Here is a 15,912-nt window from a genome sequence, read left to right as displayed (position 1 = left end):
GTAGCGCGAGGTACCCAGCAGCAGGCGGCTGGCGAACTGCTGGCCGTACAGCACCAGGGGGTCTTGGGGCGTCGAAGAAATCATGGTTACTATGTTTTTAATAGCTACTAGCGCTTATTGGATAAGCGCTAGAGGCCAATTTGACTCAATATTTCACGCAAAAGGTCAGCCACCCGTCACAGGCGAGATGATTTCCACCCGGTCGCCCGGTTGCAGGGCCTGTGCGGCATAGCGTGTGTTGGGCACAAAGGTGGTGTTCACGGCCACTGCAAAGGGCGGGCGCGCTGCGATGGCGGCCACGGCGTCGGCCACGGTGGCGCCTTCGGGCAGTTCGTGCGGAGTCTGGTTGATGGAAATGTTCATGCGAATGCGCGGGCGGCGGCGCTGGACGGAGCGGTGGCGTTGGGCGCCAGCTCCAGCGACAGGGCAAAACGTTGCGAAAGCGCTGATTGTCCGGTGTTCAGCACTTCCAGGGTCACGTCGAGCAGGGCGGGCGAGATCATGAAACCATGCCGATACAGCCCGTTGATCTCCAGCACGCGGGGGCGGGGCTGGCGGATGGCGGGCAGGTTGTCGGGCAGCGTGGGGCGGCACTGCGTGGCGACTTCGAGGATGCGGCCCTCAGCAAAGCCCGGGTGCACGGCGTAAGCGGCGCTCAGCAGTTCGAGCGTCGAGCGCACGCTGGCGGGTGAAAGGTCGTCCGATTCGATCTCGGTCGCGCCGATCACAAACAGGTGGTCTTGTTTGGGTGCGATGTAGATGGGGTAGCGCGGGTGCACCAGCCGGGTCGGGCGCTGCAACGTGACGTCGGGTGCGTGGATGCGCACCACTTCACCGCGCACACCGCGCAGCGCAGGCCACTGCCCTTTGGCGCCCAGGCCGCGGCAGTCCAGCACCCAGTCAGGCTGGCCCGGCGTGCCGGGGGCAAACGACTCGGGCGATTGGGGCGTGTGCCAGTGCATGCGCACCGACAGCCGTTCCATCTCGACCACCAGCGCCGCCAGCAGTTGGCGGTTGTCCAGTTGGCCTTCGCCGGGCAGGAACAAGCCCTGAGCAAAGCGGTGCGCCAGTGCAGGCTCGGCGGCGGCCAGCGCGCCGCTGTCCAGCTTCTGCAAGGGGGGCAGCTCCGGTAACGTGGTCTGGTTGGCTTCGAGCTGGCGGGTAAAGCGCTGGGCCTCGGCGGCGTCCTGCCGGTGCCACACGATCAGCGTGCCAGCCTGCTGAAAAAACACCGGTTGCGCCAGCGACTGCAAAAGTTGCGGCCAGCGGGTGAGCGCATGGTGCCCCATGCGCACCACGCCAGGTTCGGTGATGGCCGATTCGGCCAGCGGCGCCAGCATGGCGGCTGCCACGGTGGCGGCCGAATGTTCGGCGGCGGCGCTGCCCGCGTCAAAAATATCCACCCGGTGCCCCTGGCGGGCCAGCTCGACCGCAAGCAATCGGCCCATGAGGCCCGCGCCCAAAATGGCAAAAGAAGACGGTGGAAGTGACATACGTGCAGAGTTGTCCGGGTGCTGGCAGGCAAGCATGGACAAAACGGGGCTGTGCCGCTCTAGGAAACTCCCCACGCCAGCATGACCTGGATCGGGTAGCGGGGCCGCTGCACGCAGTGCGCTGCGCAGGCCCCAGGGTATTTCTCAGTCCCACGGCGATCATTCGTCGGTTTGGCGGGACACCCCTGTTTCGTCCGGAAAAATGAATTACAGCACATCAACTGGCCGCACTTTTTGCGCTGCTTTTTTTCGTTGCTTCATGGGCCATAATTTTTGACATGACTTCTTTGATCCCTTCGCCTTCCACCGGCCGCCGCTACGCGCGCGTGCTTTCCATTGCCGGGTCCGACAGTGGCGGCGGCGCAGGCATACAGGCCGACCTCAAAACCTTTGCCGCGCTGGGCTGTTACGGCATGACGGCCATCACCGCCATCACGGCCCAGAACACGTGTGGCGTCACCGGCATTCACGGCATTCCCCCGGACATGCTCAAAGCCCAGATCGATGCCGTGGTGCAAGACATTGGCGTGGACGCGGTCAAGATCGGCATGCTGCACTCGCCCGAGGTGGTGCGCGTCGTGGCCGACGCCATTCGCACCTACCAATTGCCCCATGTGGTGCTCGACCCGGTGATGGTCGCCACCAGCGGCGACCGGCTGATTGCCCAGGAAACCGTGGCCGTGCTGGTGCGCGAACTCTTCCCGCTGGCCGAGGTGATCACGCCCAACCTGGACGAGGCCGGTTGGCTGCTGGGGCGGCGCATCGAAGGGGTCGAAACGCTGGACGAGGCCGCCCAGGCCCTGCGTGCGCTGGGCGCCCGCGCGGCACTCCTCAAAGGGGGTCACTTGCCTGGGGACTGGGTGGTCGATGTGCTGGCCCTGCCCGGTGGCGAGTGCCAGCGGCTTGCGTCGGAGCGGATTGCCACCCACAACGGGCACGGCACGGGCTGCACCCTGTCGTCGGCGATTGCCGCGCACCTGGCCTTGGGCGCGACGTTGCAGCAAGCGGTGGAGCGGGCCCGTGCCTACATTCTGGGCGCCATTGCTGCAGGGGCTGATGTGCACACGGGCCGGGGCCATGGGCCGCTCAACCACGGTTATGCGCCCCTGGCGCAGCGGGTGCTGCAAGCCTGATCTGTCTACCCGTACATCCCTGCGCCGCCTCTGCGCCGCTCGTGTTGCGGTGCCTCAGACCACCTGAGCGAAATGGCTGCGCAAGTAGGCGATGATTTTTTCGGAGTCGTAGAGCCAGTGGCTGTTACCGGCCTCGTCCGTGATCTTCAGACACGGCACCTTGGTGTGGCCACCTTGCTGCGTCAGTTCGGCCCGGGCAGGGCCTTCGGGCTGCGCGTCCACCTGCGTGATTTTCAGGGACAGGCGGCGCATTTCCTGGCGCACCTTGATGCAAAAAGGGCAGGTCTTGTATTGGTACAGCGCGAGTGCGCGGCACGATTGGTCGACGGATTGTTGCCCTGCCTCAGAGCGCACCACCCCTTGAGGCCGGGTCAAGGCCTCCTTGAGCAGCATCACCGGGCCCAGAACAATGCGCAGGGTCTTGAAAAAGGATCGAACTAAATATTTCATGGGCCATTTTAGGCAGGCCCAGCGCTGCCCCTTGGCGGGCAGGCCATGCACAGCCCTTATCTGAAATCGCTCAGCGGCGTGGGCGGGTGGCGAACGCCAGGCCAAAACACAGCACCAGCGTAGGCAACGTGGCGCCGAGCGCTGTGGAGACCGTGGGTATCAGGTGGAAGAAAGCAACGCCCCCCAACCAGATGGCCACCGGCGCTGGGTTGATCTTGCGCGCCTGCGCCAGCAGTGCAGGTGCATTGGTGCCAAACGCCAGCCGCCCCAGAATCACACCAAACAGCGGCACAAACACCGAGCTGAGCAGCAGCAAAAATGGTTCCAGACTGTGCATGGGCAGCACCAGCGCCAGGCCCGTGCACACCGCCGCCACGGCCATGCCCCACTTGCGCACACCCCAGCGCGGCAGCAGGCTGTGGGCCGACACAGCGCCTGAATAGGTGTCGCCATAGGCGTTGTCCACCTCGTCGATCAGGATCAGCGACAGCGCAATCAGCCCGCCCTGGGCCAGCAGCAGCGCCTGCACCAGATCCTTGCTGGGCAAGGTCAGCGCCACCAGCACACCCAGCGTGTAGCACCACATATTGGCCAGCGCGTAGCCCAGCCACGTGCCGCGCAGGGCCGAGCCACCGTTCTTGCCGTGACGCGCATAGTCGGCCACCAGGGGCAGCCACGAGATGGGCATAGCGATCACCAAATCCAGCGCAGGGAACACACCCATGCCGCCTGCGCCCTGGCGGTTCCACAGCGCTTCAAAGCCCTGCGCTTGCGCCAGCGACAAAAACTGCCACGACAGCCACAGCAGCGACAGCACCACCAACGGCAGCGCCACGCGCGCAATCACCTTGCGCACCAGCTGCACCATCGATCCGCTGATGAGCAGAATCACCACACCGCCCCACAGCAGCGTGGCCAGCACCGGCCAATGGGCCCCGGCCATGGTGCCGGACTGCTGGCCGATGGCCACCGTGGCGTCGCGCATCACCACCAGTTCAAACGTGCCCCAGCCCACCAGCTGCACGATGTTCAGGATGATCGGCAGGCTGGCAAACGTGCGGCCATAGACGGCATGCATCAGCCCGGCGCTGGCCAGGCCGCTGTCGCAACCGAGCTTGGCCACCCAGCCCAGCAGGCCTGCGCCCACGATGGAGCCGCAGACGATGGCAATGAGCGCCTCTTTGGTTCCCAACGCCGGCATCAGATAAGCGCCCACCTGCATGACCAGCAGGCCCACGCCCAGGCTGAACCAGAGCGAGGCGTGGTCATGCCACTGGAAGACACGGCGGTCGGGGGAGACGGGAACCAGCGCTTCGTTGTTGGCAGGCGCGGCGGGCGATAAAGACATGGAAAGGCTCCGTAGCAGTACAGAGCAGGGGCGGCCCGCCAGCGCGCCCCAACGTCATTTCATTCAGGGCTGTGCCTAGGCGGACGTGCTTCCCTGCGCGAGGATGATCTCAATCAGGTTCAAAGGGACTCTCTCAGTCGATTCCGGTGGCCCGGCCTCGACACCCCTAGCGTTGGCGGTCCCGAAGGAACGCGGGGGCCATTGTAGTGGGGCGATCAGGGCGCGGGGCACGCGATAGGGATGGCGTAGTGCATGACCGAGCTGTCGGCCGTCGGGTGGTACTGCGAGCCGTAAATCTCCAGATCTGGCCCCAGGGTGTGCGACTGCCCGGCTGACAACAGCCAGCTCGAATAGATGTAATTCACCGTTGCATCGACGTTTTGCACAGGCCCCCGGTGGGTGAAGCGCGCATAGGTCGATGCGGGGATTTCCATGGCCACCATGCCCGGCGGCAGCGCGCCAGGGCCTTGTACTTCGATGCAGGCCAGGTAGCGCAGCTTTTCAGTGTCTGGCGCCGCTGGCACCACCACGCCGTAGCAAACGCCAGGCACAACATTGGAAATCTCGCCCAATCGTGCGATGAATTGCGTCCACAGCGGTGGCAACTTCTTGCCCAGGTTGTTCTTTTCGGAATCGATGCCGTAGTAGTCCGTGGGCAGTCCGACCATCTGCATCGCGGGCTGCTCGTTTATGTCGGGCACCAAGGAAATGTTCTGGTGCAGGTGTGCCAGGTAGCTCCCGTCAAACCGGATCTTGCGCACAAACAGCGAGCGGTTGCCCATCTTGCGGTACTGCGATGGCGTGATGCGAAAGCAATCCCGGAACGCGCGCGTGAAGCTCTCCTGCGTTTCGTAGCCCGCCGCGAGCGCAATGTCGAGCACGCTCAAACGCGTGTTGACCAATTGCTCCAGCGCCTTGGCAAACCGGCGCGAGCGGATATAGGTCTTCAAGGTGTCGTTGGTGAGTGCCTTGAAGATCCTCTGAAAGTGCCACTGGCTCATCCCTGCGGCCCGCGCCACATCCACAAGCTCGATATCGGATTCGAGATGGGCTTCGACGAAGTCGATGCCCTCCTGGATTTGCCGGAGATAAAGCACGGGTGGGGCCGCCTGCTCAAGGGGTTTCAAAGAAACCGGTCATCGCAACCAGCCGGTTCTGGTCGTTGTACCGGCCGTAGCTCACGCCTTCCCCGATCACCTGCCCGCTGCCATCCACCATGTTCCATTTGGCAATGCTCTGCTGGTTGTGGCTGGCGAAGTAGTGGGTCACAAAATGGCCGCCGGGCACCTGGTTGTGAAAGTTGTCCATGTAGGCGGTCAGTTGCGTCCAGCCCTGGGCGGTGGCCAACGGATCGTTATAGGTGCAGGCGGGGTCGAGAGACTGGGAAAACAGGTCTTCCCTGTCTGTGACCGAGTCCGTCTTCCACGACGCGGTGTAGGTGTCCCAGATGGCTTGAAGGGGTTGTTGGCTCACGGTGTGCTCCTTATGGGTGGATGGAGACGCCATCGTGCCGAACGCTCGCCCGTCCTTTGGACATTTTGTGCTTATTTGTGAGCGAGCCGTTCTGCCATAGGGCGACGGTGCCCTGGCCCGCCGGGACTACGCGCTGGCGGAAGGCGCCGATGCCGGTGCCACACCCAGCAGCTGGTGCAGCCGTGGACTGGTTGTGGTGTATTGCAACGCCACCTTGTCGCCTTTGAGCGCTTCGGCGGCACCAAACGCGGCCAGCGTGGCCTCGTGGAAACCGCACAGGATCAGCTTGCGCTTGCCGGGGTAGGTGTTGATGTCGCCAACGGCGTAGATGCCGGGCACGCTGGTGCGGAAGGCCTCGGTGTCCACCACCAGTTGCTTGCGCTCCAGAGCGATGCCCCAGTCGGCGATGGGCCCGAGCCGGGGGGAGATACCCAGCACGGCGACCAGCAGATCGAGCGGCAGTGCGCGCGTCGCGCCTTCGGCATCCACGATCTGCAGAGCGGTCAGGCGGTCTTGGGATGCATCGATACCGGTGATCTGCGCAGCCTCGACGGTGATGCGCCCCGCGTCGCGCAGCTGCTGCAGGCGCTGCAGCAACGCATCGGGCGCCTGGAAGACGTCGCGGCGGTGCAGGAGGCTGACGCGTGCGGCAAGGCCTTGTTCCGCCAGCTCCACAGCACACGCCACTGCGGGCTCATCGCCGCCGTGTACGACGATGTTTTGTCCGGATACATCGAAACCGGTGGGAACGGCTTGGTAGTGGACCTGCGTGCCCACAAAACGCTCGATGCCCTCGATCTTGAGGGTGCGTGGCACAAAGGCGCCTACACCGGCCGCGATGAACACTGAACGAGCCAAAAGGCGTGTCCCGGTGCTGGTCTGCAGCAACAGACGGCCATCAGGCTGGGGCTCCAGGGCCGAAACCAGCGTGTTCAGGTGCCAGTGGGGCGTGAACGGCTCGATCTGGCGCAGCAAAAGCGTGGCCAGCTCGCGGCCCGAACAGACGGGAATTCCGGGGATGTCATAGATGGGCTTGTCGCCATACAGCTCCACACACTGGCCGCCCGCATGGGGCAGGGCGTCGATCAGGTGGGCCGTGATGCCCTGCAAGCCGAGCTGGAAGACCTGGAACAGGCCCACGGGGCCTGCGCCGATGACAACGGCGTCGGTTTCAACAACAGCAGCTTGCAAAGCTTGACTCACCAGCGGCGCTTGCTGTGTTACTTGATCAGCTCTTGGACTTTGCCGGGTTTGCCATTCCACTCGTCGGCGTCGGGCATGGCGGGCTTGCGTTTGGTGATGCTCTTCCAGCCGTCGGCAAAGGAAAGATCGGCGTTCAGTTTGATGAAGGCGAGCTGATCGGCTGGCAGGTCTTCTTCGGCAAAGATGGCGTTGGCCGGGCATTCGGGGATGCACACGGCGCAGTCGATGCATTCGTCAGGATCGATGACGAGCATGTTCGGGCCTTCGCGGAAGCAGTCCACGGGGCACACGTCCACACAATCGGTGTACTTGCACTTGATGCAGTTTTCGGAGACGACGTGGGTCATGACAGGAGTTGTGTGGGTCGGTGAAAACCCTCGATTTTAGAAGCTTTCACCGACCTTTGGTTACAGGGGCCCTCACTCCGGTGGGGTGACAGGGCGTTGGGGCGCTGATCTGAATCAGTTCTCAGTCAATTGACGAGCACGGCGCCTGCGGTTTTGTGGCTGGCGGTGTCGACCAGGATCAGCGAACCGAGCACGCGGGCTTTGCCAAAGGCCGCGGCGGGGATCGCCTCTTGCAGCAGCAGCTCCACATGTCCGATGGCGTTGGGGTCGAGCTGGGTGGCGTCTTCTTCGGCCAGCGAGTTGATGTTGAGCCGGTGCACCACCGCCTTGACCTTGGCCTTGACCCAGCGGTGGCCGTGCAGCGCCCAGTACACGCGGCCTGCGACCAGGGGTTCGTCGTCCATCCACGCCACGGTGGTGCGCAGCTCGCGGCTGGCGGGCCAGGCGGGGGTTGCAGCGGGCGTATCGCCAAAGTCGTCGTCGGCAGGGGCAGCGGCCGCTGTGGGCGCTGCCAGAATCCAGTCGCCACGCGAGACATCGACCTCGCGGTCCAGGATGATGCCGGCGCTGGTGCCTGCGGGCACGTCCTTGGGGCGGCGCGCATGGTCCAGCACCTGCGCCACGGTCGCCAACTGGCCGCTCGGAAAGACCTGCACGGCGGTGCCGGGCGCAACGTTGCCTGCAGCCACACGGCCCCAGAACACGCGGCGGCCCTGGCTGGTGTCGGCCGAAGACGACGAGGACTTTTCGACCCACTGCACCGGGAAGGCCAGCGGCAAACCGGTGTCGGCAGGCGTGTTGGGCAGCACTTCCAGCACCTGCAGCAGCGTGGGGCCTTCATAGCCACACCAGCCCGCGTGGGCGTCCACCACGTTCCAGCCCTTTAGCGCCGACACGGGCACCGTGGCGCGCACGGCAATGCCAGCGTCCTGGGCGAACTTGGCCAGTGCACCCTGAATGTTCTTCCACGCCAGCACCGGATCTTCCACCGCGTCGAGCTTGTTCACGGCAAACACCAGCGAATGCACGCGCAGCAAGTGAGCCAGCAGACTGTGGCGCCGGGTTTGCGGCAGCAGGGCCAGGCCGGCGTTCTTCCAGTCGAGCTTGGTGGCATCGACCAGAACTACGGCCGCGTCGGCGCTGCTGGCGGCGGTGACCATGTTGCGGGTGTACTGCTCGTGGCCGGGCGCGTCGCCGATGATGAACTTGCGCTCTTCGGTCGCAAAGTAGCGGTAGGCCACGTCGATGGTGATGCCTTGCTCGCGCTCGGCCGACAGGCCGTCGGTCAGCAGGGCCAGGTCGGTTTCGCCCTGGCGCTGCACGCCGGCCAGGTGGTCTTGCAGCACGGCCTTGCTGTCCACCAGCAGGCGGCCGATCAGCGTGCTTTTGCCGTCATCCACGCTGCCGCAGGTGATGAACTTGAGCGCAGAAATATGGTCATTTTGGCCGCTAGCGCTTGATGGATAAGCGCTGGTAGCTATCGAATTCATAGTAGTCATCAGAAGTACCCGTCTTTCTTGCGCTTTTCCATCGAGGCGTCGCTGGTCTTGTCATCCATGCGCGTGGCACCGCGCTCGCTCACGTCGGCTGCCAGGGTCTCGATCACGATGTCAGCGGCCGTGGCTGCTGTGCTCTCCACCGGCGCGGTGCAGGTGATGTCGCCCACGGTGCGAAAGCGCACATCGCGCGTCTCCACCACGTCGCCTTCGCGCGGTGGGGTCAGTTCGGTTACAGGCATCAAGAGGCCCTTCTTGTCCACCACCTGGCGCTTGTGGGTGTAGTAAATGCTGGGCAGCGCAATGCTCTCGCGGTCGATGTACTGCCACACATCGAGCTCGGTCCAGTTGCTGATCGGGAACACGCGGAAGTGTTCGTTCGGCTGCAGGCGGGTATTGAAAAGCGTCCACAGTTCAGGCCGCTGGGCCTTGGGCTGCCATTGGCCGAAGCTGTCGCGGTGCGAAAAGATGCGCTCTTTGGCGCGGGCTTTTTCTTCATCGCGGCGGGCGCCGCCGATGAGGGCGTCAAAGCGGAATTCTTCAATGGCTTCCAGCAGCGTCACCGACTGGTGCACATTGCGCGATTCACCGGGGTGGGCCAGGCGCACGGTGCCACGCGCCATCGAATCCTCGACATTGCGCACAATGAGTTCGGCGCCCAGTTCCTTCGCGCGGAAGTCGCGGAAGTCCGTGACCTCGGGGAAGTTGTGGCCCGTGTCGATCATCAGCAGCGGGTACGGAATGCCGCCGCCGCTGGCCTTGGTGCCAAACGCTTTTTCGGCGCACTTGAGCATGACCAGCGAATCCTTGCCGCCCGAAAACAGCAGGGTAGGGCGCTCGAAAGCGGCAGCCACCTCGCGCAGGATGAAGATGGTTTCTTCTTCCAGCGCGTCGAGGTGCGAATTGTTCAGGTGGTAGCTCATGTTGTTGGTGTTCTTCTCAAGCAGCGCGGTATCGGTACGAGCATTCATGGTCGGATCTGCGGTGGAGTCAATGCGCGATGTGCAGTCCGCATTCGCGGTTGTCTTCGCCCTTGGTCGGGTCCACATAGTCGAAGTTGTTGGGCAGGCCGTGCTTCACGCAGTATTCGTGCAGGTCCTTGGACGACCAGTGCAGCAGCGGCGCGACCTTGATCAAGCCATCGGGGTTGATGCTGACCGGGTCCATCTGGGCGCGCACGGCGGTGTCGGTGGCGCGCAGCGCGGTGAACCACACCTTGGGCGCTGTTTCGCGCAGGGCGCGGGCAAAGGGTTCGAGCTTCACTTCTTCGGTGAACGCGGCGTGGCGCGGATCGTCCAGCGCGGGGGTGGCGCCTTCTACGGCCTCGCGGTGTGCGCGGGAGCGGCGCGGCAGGTAAATCTGCAGGTTCAGTCCCAGTTGTTGGGTCACTGCATCCGCAAACTGATAGGTCGCGTCGGTGTTGTAGCCGTTGTCCATCCACACCACCGGCACGTCGCGGTTGACTTGCGAGACCATGTGCAGGATCACCGCCTCAAACGGGCGGAAGTTGGTGGTGACGATGGATGGTTGGCCCAGGCCCAGCGCCCAGCTGACGAGGTCGGGGGCATTGCGGCCGAGTTCGGCGTTGATGCGGGTGAGGTCGGTGGCGGTGACGGTGGGGCTCATGGTGGTGCTCATGCTGCGGTCCGCTCGGCGAACAGCGGCTGGGGGTTGACGGCGTCGCCCTGGTAGAAGCCGGGGAACATCTCAAACTGGCGCTGGGCATCGGCCGGGTCCACGCCTTCGCGCAGCACGGCCGAGCTGAAGCCCGTGCGCTGCATCTGCACCAGCTGGTCGATCAGCACATCGCCCGTGGCGCGGATCTCGCCCGCAAAGCCGCGGCGGCGGCGCAGCAAGAAGGCCTGGCTGAACGCGCGGCCATCGGTGAAGTTGGGGAAGTGCAGGTCCACACGTTCCACGTTATCCAGCGGCAGTGCCAGCGCGTCCGCGTCGTTGGGCAGGGCCACGGCGCGGGCGTCGCCCTCTGCGGGCGGCTGGTGGTCTTGGGCGGCGAGTAGTTTCAACATCTTGTGAGTCAGGCTGTGCAGGTGGCCAGTTCAGGCGGCGGCGGTTTCTGGTTCTTTGTGGCGCGCTTGTTTGGCGGCTTCCTTGAACGGGTCCAGGCCCGTGCGGCGCACGGCCGCCTGGAAGGTTTCACCGGCTTCGCGCAGATCGCGGTACGTGCCCAGCACGGCCTCGATCACATCCGGCACTTCGGCGGCAGAGAACGAGGGGCCAATCACCTTGCCCGCCACGGCAGCGCCCGAAAGGTCAGAGCCATCGGAGCCGCCCAGCGTGACCTGGTACCACTCCTTGCCGTCCTTATCCACACCCAGGATGCCGATGTGGCCGCTGTGGTGGTGGCCACAGCTGTTGATGCAGCCGCTGATGTGCAGGTCGATCTCGCCGATGTCGTCCAGCTCGTCCAGGTCTTGGTAGCGCTGGGTGATGGCCTCGGCGATCGGCAGCGAGCGCGCGTTGGCCAGCGCGCAAAAGTCGCCGCCAGGGCAGGCAATCATGTCGGTCAGCAGTTGCACATTGGCGCTGGCCAGGCCCAGGGCCTTGGCTTCTTGCCACAGGTCAAACAGGCGGCTGGCGTGTACCCAGGGCAGCAGCACGTTCTGGTCGTGCGTCACGCGGGCTTCGCCGGCGGAGTATTTGTCCACCAGGTCGGCCAGGGCGATCAGCTGCTCGCTGGTGGCGTCGCCGGGCGACTGGCCGGGGCGCTTGAACGACAGCGTCACGGCGCGCAGCTGTGGGTTCTGGTGCGCATGCACATTGCGCTGGAGCCAGCGGCCAAAAGCCACATGCTCGGCGGCCTGGGCCGTGAGCGCGGCTTCCAGCGCTGCGGGCGCCACGTCGGCGATGTCGGCCAACGCAGGCGTCACAAAACAGGCGGCCACGCGGTCGAACTCAGCCTGCGGAATGGTGTGCGGGCCACCGTCGATCTCCACGATCTGGCGGTACTCTTCTTCCACATCGTCGATGTACTGCTGGCCCTCGGCCTTCACCAGGATCTTGATGCGGGCCTTGTACTTGTTGTCGCGGCGGCCGTGCTCGTTGTACACGCGCACGATGGCCTCGATGTAATTCATGATCTGGTTCCAGGGCAGGAACTCGCGGATCACCGTGCCAATCACCGGGGTGCGGCCCATGCCACCGCCCACAAACACCTTGAAGCCGATTTCGTCCGCATCGTTCTTGACGAGGTGCAGGCCCACGTCGTGCCAGCCCGTGGCGGCGCGGTCGTCCTTGGCGCCGCTGATGGCGATCTTGAACTTTCGCGGCAAAAACGCGAACTCGGGGTGCAGCGTGGTCCACTGGCGGATGATTTCCGCGTACGGGCGCGGGTCCACGATCTCATCCACGGCCACACCTGCCAGCGCATCGGTGGTGGTGTTGCGGATGCAGTTGCCACTGGTCTGGATGCCGTGCATGTCCACCGTGGCCAGCAAGTCCATTACGTCGGCGCTTTTGGACAGCGGAATCCAGTTGAACTGCACATTGGTGCGCGTGGTGAAGTGGGCGCAGTTTTTGGGCAAAAACGTGGTGCCTAGCAGGCCCTGGCCTTCCATGGCGGCCTTGAAGACAGCGGCTTCGGGCTCGTCGTATTCGCGCGCAATGGTGGCCAGCACACGGATCTGGCGGCTGGCGATTTCGCCGTAGGGCACGGCCACGCGCAGCATGGGCGCATAGCGCTGCACATACCAGCCGTTTTGCAGGCGCAGCGGGCGGAAGTCGTCTTCCGGCAGCTTGCCGGTCTGCCAGCGTGTGAGCTGGTCGCGGAACTGGTTCGCGCGCTGTTGTACGAACGTCTTGTCGAAGGAGGTGTATTGGTACATCGTGGGCTTAGAACTTGAAGTTCCTAGATCATTATTAATTTGGCGCCTGCCCAGGCCAGCAGGACAGACAGGGCAGAGCGAATCAGGCGTTCAGGCGTGCGGGTGACGAGGCGGGAGCCTATCCAGATACCCGGCAACGAGCCCACCAGCAATTGTGCAAGCAAAGGCCAGTCCACCGAGCCCAGCGTGGCATGCCCCAGCCCTGCGACCAGTGTCAAAGGCACGGCATAGGCAATGTCTGCACCAATCACGCGCGGCAGCGGCAGCAAGGGGTAGACCAGCAACAGCACCGTGACCCCAATGGCACCCGCACCCACCGAGGTGAAGGTGACCAGCGTGCCGATGACGGCGCCCAGCAACACCGGCAGGCTCCAGTGGCGGGGGCGTGTGGCTTGTTCCGAGAGCGTTTGGCGCTTGGCCTGGTCGGCCGCCTGGCGTTGTTTGGAAAAGGCCACCACCTTGTACAGCGTGGCGGCGGCGGTGAGCAACAGCGCAAAACCCAGCGTGGTGGTCATGATGCGCTGGGCCTCGCCGCTGGCAGGCCCCAGGGTTTTGAGCGCCCACAGCGACAGCAGCGCCGCCGGAATGCTGCCCGCACACAACTGGCCCACCACGCGCCAGGGCACCAGGCGCTGGCGCGCCATGCTGACCGTGCCGCCCATTTTGGTGAACGCTGCAAACAGCAGGTCGGTGCCAATGGCCAAATGGGGCTTCACGCCAAAAAAGAAGATCAGGATCGGCGTCATCAACGAGCCACCGCCCACACCCGTCAGGCCTACGATCAGCCCGACAGCAAAGCCCGCAAAAATAAACGCCAATTCATGCATGGCTGCGAATGTAGGGGGCGTGCTTATGGATGCAAACTATTGTTTCGTCCTGCTGATATGCTGATTTCGGTATAAGCAAGGATTGGCGCGGGTTTGCGCGGGGGCTCCTGGGTTCGCCGCAATTGCAGCTATGGCGCTCCAGCGCCGCTACATCCGCTCCGTGCCCAGGGCTTTGGCCAGCTTGGCGTCCAGTGGCAGTGGCTCGCCCTGCAGGCGGGCGGCCAGCAGTTCGCCGCACAAAAGCGACAAGGTCAGCCCCCGTGCGCCCATGGCGGTACACACCCACAACCCCGGGAGCTGGGCTGTGTCCACGGGGCCGACGATGGGCAAACGGTCGGGGGCGGTGCAGCGGACTGCCGCCCAGGATTGCAGCGCGGGCGCTGAGGGCGCTATCTGCCCTGCATCCGGCAGATTTTTTGCGCTTTCCTGCGCGGCAAACGCGGGCTCAAAGTGCGGCGCGACCTGCGGCAGCAGCGTCTGCAACTTGGCCCAGTTAGCGGCGTGCGCCGCCAACACATCTGACGCAGACGGCGGCAAGGTGTCGACATCCCGCTCAAAGGTAGATCCCATCACCCACGCCTGGCGACCGGTCGGGCCGTCGTCCAGGGGAAACGCAGGCACCAGATTGCCGTTGCCGTTGGTGGGGAAGGGCAGCGATGGCTTTGCTGCGGCGTCAGCATGGACGCCCCAGGACACCTGCCCACGCACCGGCTGCAAAGGCCAACGCTGTTCCAGCAACCCCAGGCTAGCCGCGCCCGCCGCGATGATGACCACCGGTGTTTCTGCGATCACGTTGCCTTGCGCGTCCAGCGCTTGCCACCGAGAGCTCGGGGCGTTTTGAACAGGCACAGCCAGGGGCTGGTCGATGCGCCGCAACTGCGCCACACGGCAATCGCCCAGCCATTGAATGCCCGGCTGCGCCAACAAGGCGGATGCCAGGCGGGCAGGGCGTACCCAGCCCGCTTGCAGGTGCCAGCAGGCGGTGGTGGTTGCGGGCAACCCGGCCTCGGCCAGCCGATCAGGTGGTGCGGGCTGGCTCCAGTGGGCGCCGGGCCCCTCCATCCAGTCGGCGGCGAGCCCCGGTGTGCCGTCGGTGCGGTGCTCCAGCACGCCGCACGGTGACCAGTCGACGCCGTCTTTCAACACCCATGCCGCCTGTTGCAACGTGGTTCGCACGCCACTGCGCGACAGGCGCGACAGCACGCTGTCGTCGGGCGACACATGCGGTGCAAACACCCCGGCGGGCAGGCCCGATGCGCCTGCAGCGGGCTGGGCGGCCTGGTCCAGTACGCGCACCTGCCACCCGCGGCGGGCCAGGCTGGCGGCGGCGGCCGCGCCTGCAATGCCGCCGCCAATCACTAGGCATTCGCCGGGGGGCAGCGCGGGCGCCATTGGTGGCTGGCGGGTGGTGCGCGGCTCCCAGCGGGGGTTGTACTCAGCGTGCAGGTTGTCGCGTTTGGGCGGCACACCCGGCGCGCGGGTCACCTCAAACCCGCACTGCGCCAGCGCATCGCGCACCGACCGGGCAAAGGTCCAGGTCGCCAGCCGGGTGCCGCGCCGGGCGCAGCGGGCCACAGCCTTGAGCGTGTGCAGGTCCCAGATGTCGGGGTTGCGCTGGGGGCTGAAGCCGTCCAGATAGATGGCGTCCACCGTCAGCGGTTGCGCGCGCAGCATGGTTTGCGTGTCGCCTACGTACAGCGTCAGCAGCACCCGCCCTTCGTCAAACCGCAGCCGGTGTACGCCCGGCAGCAGGCCCCACCACTGGAGGTGCAGCTCTTCGGCCAGTGGCGCCAGGTCCGCATGGGCGGTGGTGGCGCGCAGCAAGTCTGCTGCGCTTACCGGCCAGGCTTCGGTCGATACAAAGTGCAGCAGCGTGGGCCGCTCTGGATCGGCCCGCCAGGCGGCCCAGGTCACCAGAAAGTTCAGGCCAAAGCCAAATCCGGTTTCCAGAATGCGCCACTGCGGTTGCTCCGCCCAGGCTGCAGGCAGGCCACAGCCGTGCAAAAACACCCGGCGGGCCTGGTCCAGGCCGCCGTTTTCGCTGTGGTAGCGGTCGCCAAAGCGGGTGCTGTAGGGGGTGCCGTCCGGCAGCCAGTCAACGGGCTCGTGGATGAAACACCCCCTGAGTCGCTTCGCGCCTTCCCCCTCTCTCACGCTCCGCGTGGGAGAGGGACGCAGCCAGCGGCCTGACAAAGCCAGTTCCGCGGCTACCTCGCCTGGACAGCGCCAGTTTCATGGGCTGTGGGTGGCACGCAGAGCTATGGAAAACGGAGATGGGCTCAGGCGCTGGGGGGCACGTA

At 65.0% G+C, this 15,912-nt stretch carries 16 protein-coding genes and 2 riboswitches; of the genes, 1 reads left to right on the top strand and 15 read right to left on the bottom strand.

The window, feature by feature from the left end; genetic code table 11:
* Nucleotides 1-165 precede the first annotated feature (165 nt).
* Both thiS and thiO read right to left on the bottom strand, forming a co-directional pair.
* On the bottom strand, nt 166-363 hold the full coding sequence (thiS, locus tag ACK41V_RS21415) for a sulfur carrier protein ThiS (RefSeq protein WP_409785388.1): 198 nt from the start codon (nt 361-363) through the stop codon (nt 166-168).
* Entirely contained in the window at nt 360-1,493 is a 1,134-nt protein-coding gene (thiO, locus tag ACK41V_RS21410; RefSeq protein WP_409785387.1) for a glycine oxidase ThiO, read from the bottom strand. The genes thiS and thiO overlap by 4 nt, the downstream gene beginning before the upstream one ends.
* Nucleotides 1,494-1,544: 51 nt before the next feature.
* A riboswitch (TPP riboswitch) is annotated at nt 1,545-1,690 on the bottom strand.
* An 81-nt stretch (nt 1,691-1,771) separates the two neighbouring features.
* Between thiO and thiD the strand changes: the two genes are divergently transcribed.
* Nucleotides 1,772-2,626: a bifunctional hydroxymethylpyrimidine kinase/phosphomethylpyrimidine kinase gene (gene thiD / locus ACK41V_RS21405; protein ID WP_409785385.1), complete on the top strand. Its 855-nt coding sequence runs from the start codon at nt 1,772-1,774 to the stop codon at nt 2,624-2,626.
* A 54-nt stretch (nt 2,627-2,680) separates the two neighbouring features.
* On the opposite strand, the gene ACK41V_RS21400 is transcribed toward thiD, so the two are convergent.
* The 13 genes from ACK41V_RS21400 to mnmC all read right to left on the bottom strand — a co-directional run bounded on the left by ACK41V_RS21400 (nt 2,681) and on the right by mnmC (nt 15,724).
* Nucleotides 2,681-3,076 (bottom strand): glutaredoxin family protein, encoded by a 396-nt coding sequence (locus ACK41V_RS21400; RefSeq protein WP_409785383.1) that lies wholly within the window; start codon nt 3,074-3,076, stop codon nt 2,681-2,683.
* Between the two features lie 70 nt (nt 3,077-3,146).
* A complete protein-coding gene (locus tag ACK41V_RS21395) occupies nt 3,147-4,424 on the bottom strand; it encodes a purine-cytosine permease family protein (protein ID WP_409785381.1) in 1,278 nt (425 codons plus the stop codon).
* A gap of 73 nt (nt 4,425-4,497) precedes the next feature.
* A riboswitch (TPP riboswitch) is annotated at nt 4,498-4,602 on the bottom strand.
* A gap of 37 nt (nt 4,603-4,639) precedes the next feature.
* Complete coding sequence (locus tag ACK41V_RS21390; RefSeq protein WP_409785379.1) at nt 4,640-5,551, bottom strand: helix-turn-helix domain-containing protein; 912 nt, start codon at nt 5,549-5,551, stop codon at nt 4,640-4,642.
* Entirely contained in the window at nt 5,538-5,897 is a 360-nt protein-coding gene (locus ACK41V_RS21385) for a nuclear transport factor 2 family protein (protein WP_409785377.1), read from the bottom strand. The genes ACK41V_RS21390 and ACK41V_RS21385 overlap by 14 nt, the downstream gene beginning before the upstream one ends.
* Nucleotides 5,898-6,023: 126 nt before the next feature.
* Nucleotides 6,024-7,100, bottom strand: coding sequence for an NAD(P)/FAD-dependent oxidoreductase (locus tag ACK41V_RS21380; RefSeq protein ID WP_409785375.1), 1,077 nt, complete (start codon nt 7,098-7,100; stop codon nt 6,024-6,026).
* A gap of 17 nt (nt 7,101-7,117) precedes the next feature.
* Complete coding sequence (gene fdxA, locus ACK41V_RS21375; RefSeq protein ID WP_409785373.1) at nt 7,118-7,447, bottom strand: ferredoxin FdxA; 330 nt, start codon at nt 7,445-7,447, stop codon at nt 7,118-7,120.
* 125 nt (nt 7,448-7,572) lie between these two features.
* Nucleotides 7,573-8,946 carry a sulfate adenylyltransferase subunit 1 gene (locus ACK41V_RS21370; RefSeq protein WP_409785371.1) on the bottom strand — a complete coding sequence of 458 codons (1,374 nt, stop codon included), beginning with the start codon at nt 8,944-8,946 and terminating at the stop codon, nt 7,573-7,575.
* Entirely contained in the window at nt 8,946-9,914 is a 969-nt protein-coding gene (cysD, locus tag ACK41V_RS21365; RefSeq protein WP_409785369.1) for a sulfate adenylyltransferase subunit CysD, read from the bottom strand. The genes ACK41V_RS21370 and cysD overlap by 1 nt, the downstream gene beginning before the upstream one ends.
* A 19-nt stretch (nt 9,915-9,933) precedes the next feature.
* Nucleotides 9,934-10,569: a phosphoadenosine phosphosulfate reductase family protein gene (locus tag ACK41V_RS21360; protein WP_409785368.1), complete on the bottom strand. Its 636-nt coding sequence runs from the start codon at nt 10,567-10,569 to the stop codon at nt 9,934-9,936.
* Between the two features lie 8 nt (nt 10,570-10,577).
* Nucleotides 10,578-10,967, bottom strand: a complete 390-nt coding sequence (locus ACK41V_RS21355) for a DUF934 domain-containing protein (RefSeq protein ID WP_409785390.1) — start codon at nt 10,965-10,967, stop codon at nt 10,578-10,580.
* A 33-nt stretch (nt 10,968-11,000) separates the two neighbouring features.
* Complete coding sequence (locus ACK41V_RS21350) at nt 11,001-12,785, bottom strand: nitrite/sulfite reductase (protein WP_409785366.1); 1,785 nt, start codon at nt 12,783-12,785, stop codon at nt 11,001-11,003.
* A 23-nt stretch (nt 12,786-12,808) separates the two neighbouring features.
* Nucleotides 12,809-13,612, bottom strand: a complete 804-nt coding sequence (locus ACK41V_RS21345) for a sulfite exporter TauE/SafE family protein (protein ID WP_409785365.1) — start codon at nt 13,610-13,612, stop codon at nt 12,809-12,811.
* Between the two features lie 147 nt (nt 13,613-13,759).
* Entirely contained in the window at nt 13,760-15,724 is a 1,965-nt protein-coding gene (gene mnmC, locus ACK41V_RS21340) for an FAD-dependent 5-carboxymethylaminomethyl-2-thiouridine(34) oxidoreductase MnmC (RefSeq protein ID WP_409785389.1), read from the bottom strand.
* Nucleotides 15,725-15,912 lie beyond the last annotated feature (188 nt).

It is taken from the genome of Acidovorax sp. (assembly GCF_046291265.1).
In the GTDB taxonomy this organism is placed as follows: Bacteria; Pseudomonadota; Gammaproteobacteria; order Burkholderiales; family Burkholderiaceae_C; genus Acidovorax.
Note: the sequence above shows the minus strand (reverse complement) of the source record. Positions and strands in the feature narration are given on the sequence as shown.

What these genes read in the sequence shown, in the direction of transcription:
- thiS (WP_409785388.1), bottom strand. Translation starts at nt 363, where the DNA reads ATGAACATTTCCATCAACCAGACTCCGCACGAACTGCCCGAAGGCGCC.
- thiO (WP_409785387.1), bottom strand. Translation starts at nt 1,493, where the DNA reads ATGTCACTTCCACCGTCTTCTTTTGCCATTTTGGGCGCGGGCCTCATG.
- thiD (WP_409785385.1), top strand. Translation starts at nt 1,772, where the DNA reads ATGACTTCTTTGATCCCTTCGCCTTCCACCGGCCGCCGCTACGCGCGC.
- ACK41V_RS21400 (WP_409785383.1), bottom strand. Translation starts at nt 3,076, where the DNA reads ATGAAATATTTAGTTCGATCCTTTTTCAAGACCCTGCGCATTGTTCTG.
- ACK41V_RS21395 (WP_409785381.1), bottom strand. Translation starts at nt 4,424, where the DNA reads ATGTCTTTATCGCCCGCCGCGCCTGCCAACAACGAAGCGCTGGTTCCC.
- fdxA (WP_409785373.1), bottom strand. Translation starts at nt 7,447, where the DNA reads ATGACCCACGTCGTCTCCGAAAACTGCATCAAGTGCAAGTACACCGAT.
- ACK41V_RS21370 (WP_409785371.1), bottom strand. Translation starts at nt 8,946, where the DNA reads ATGACTACTATGAATTCGATAGCTACCAGCGCTTATCCATCAAGCGCT.
- cysD (WP_409785369.1), bottom strand. Translation starts at nt 9,914, where the DNA reads ATGAATGCTCGTACCGATACCGCGCTGCTTGAGAAGAACACCAACAAC.
- ACK41V_RS21360 (WP_409785368.1), bottom strand. Translation starts at nt 10,569, where the DNA reads ATGAGCCCCACCGTCACCGCCACCGACCTCACCCGCATCAACGCCGAA.
- ACK41V_RS21350 (WP_409785366.1), bottom strand. Translation starts at nt 12,785, where the DNA reads ATGTACCAATACACCTCCTTCGACAAGACGTTCGTACAACAGCGCGCG.
- ACK41V_RS21345 (WP_409785365.1), bottom strand. Translation starts at nt 13,612, where the DNA reads ATGCATGAATTGGCGTTTATTTTTGCGGGCTTTGCTGTCGGGCTGATC.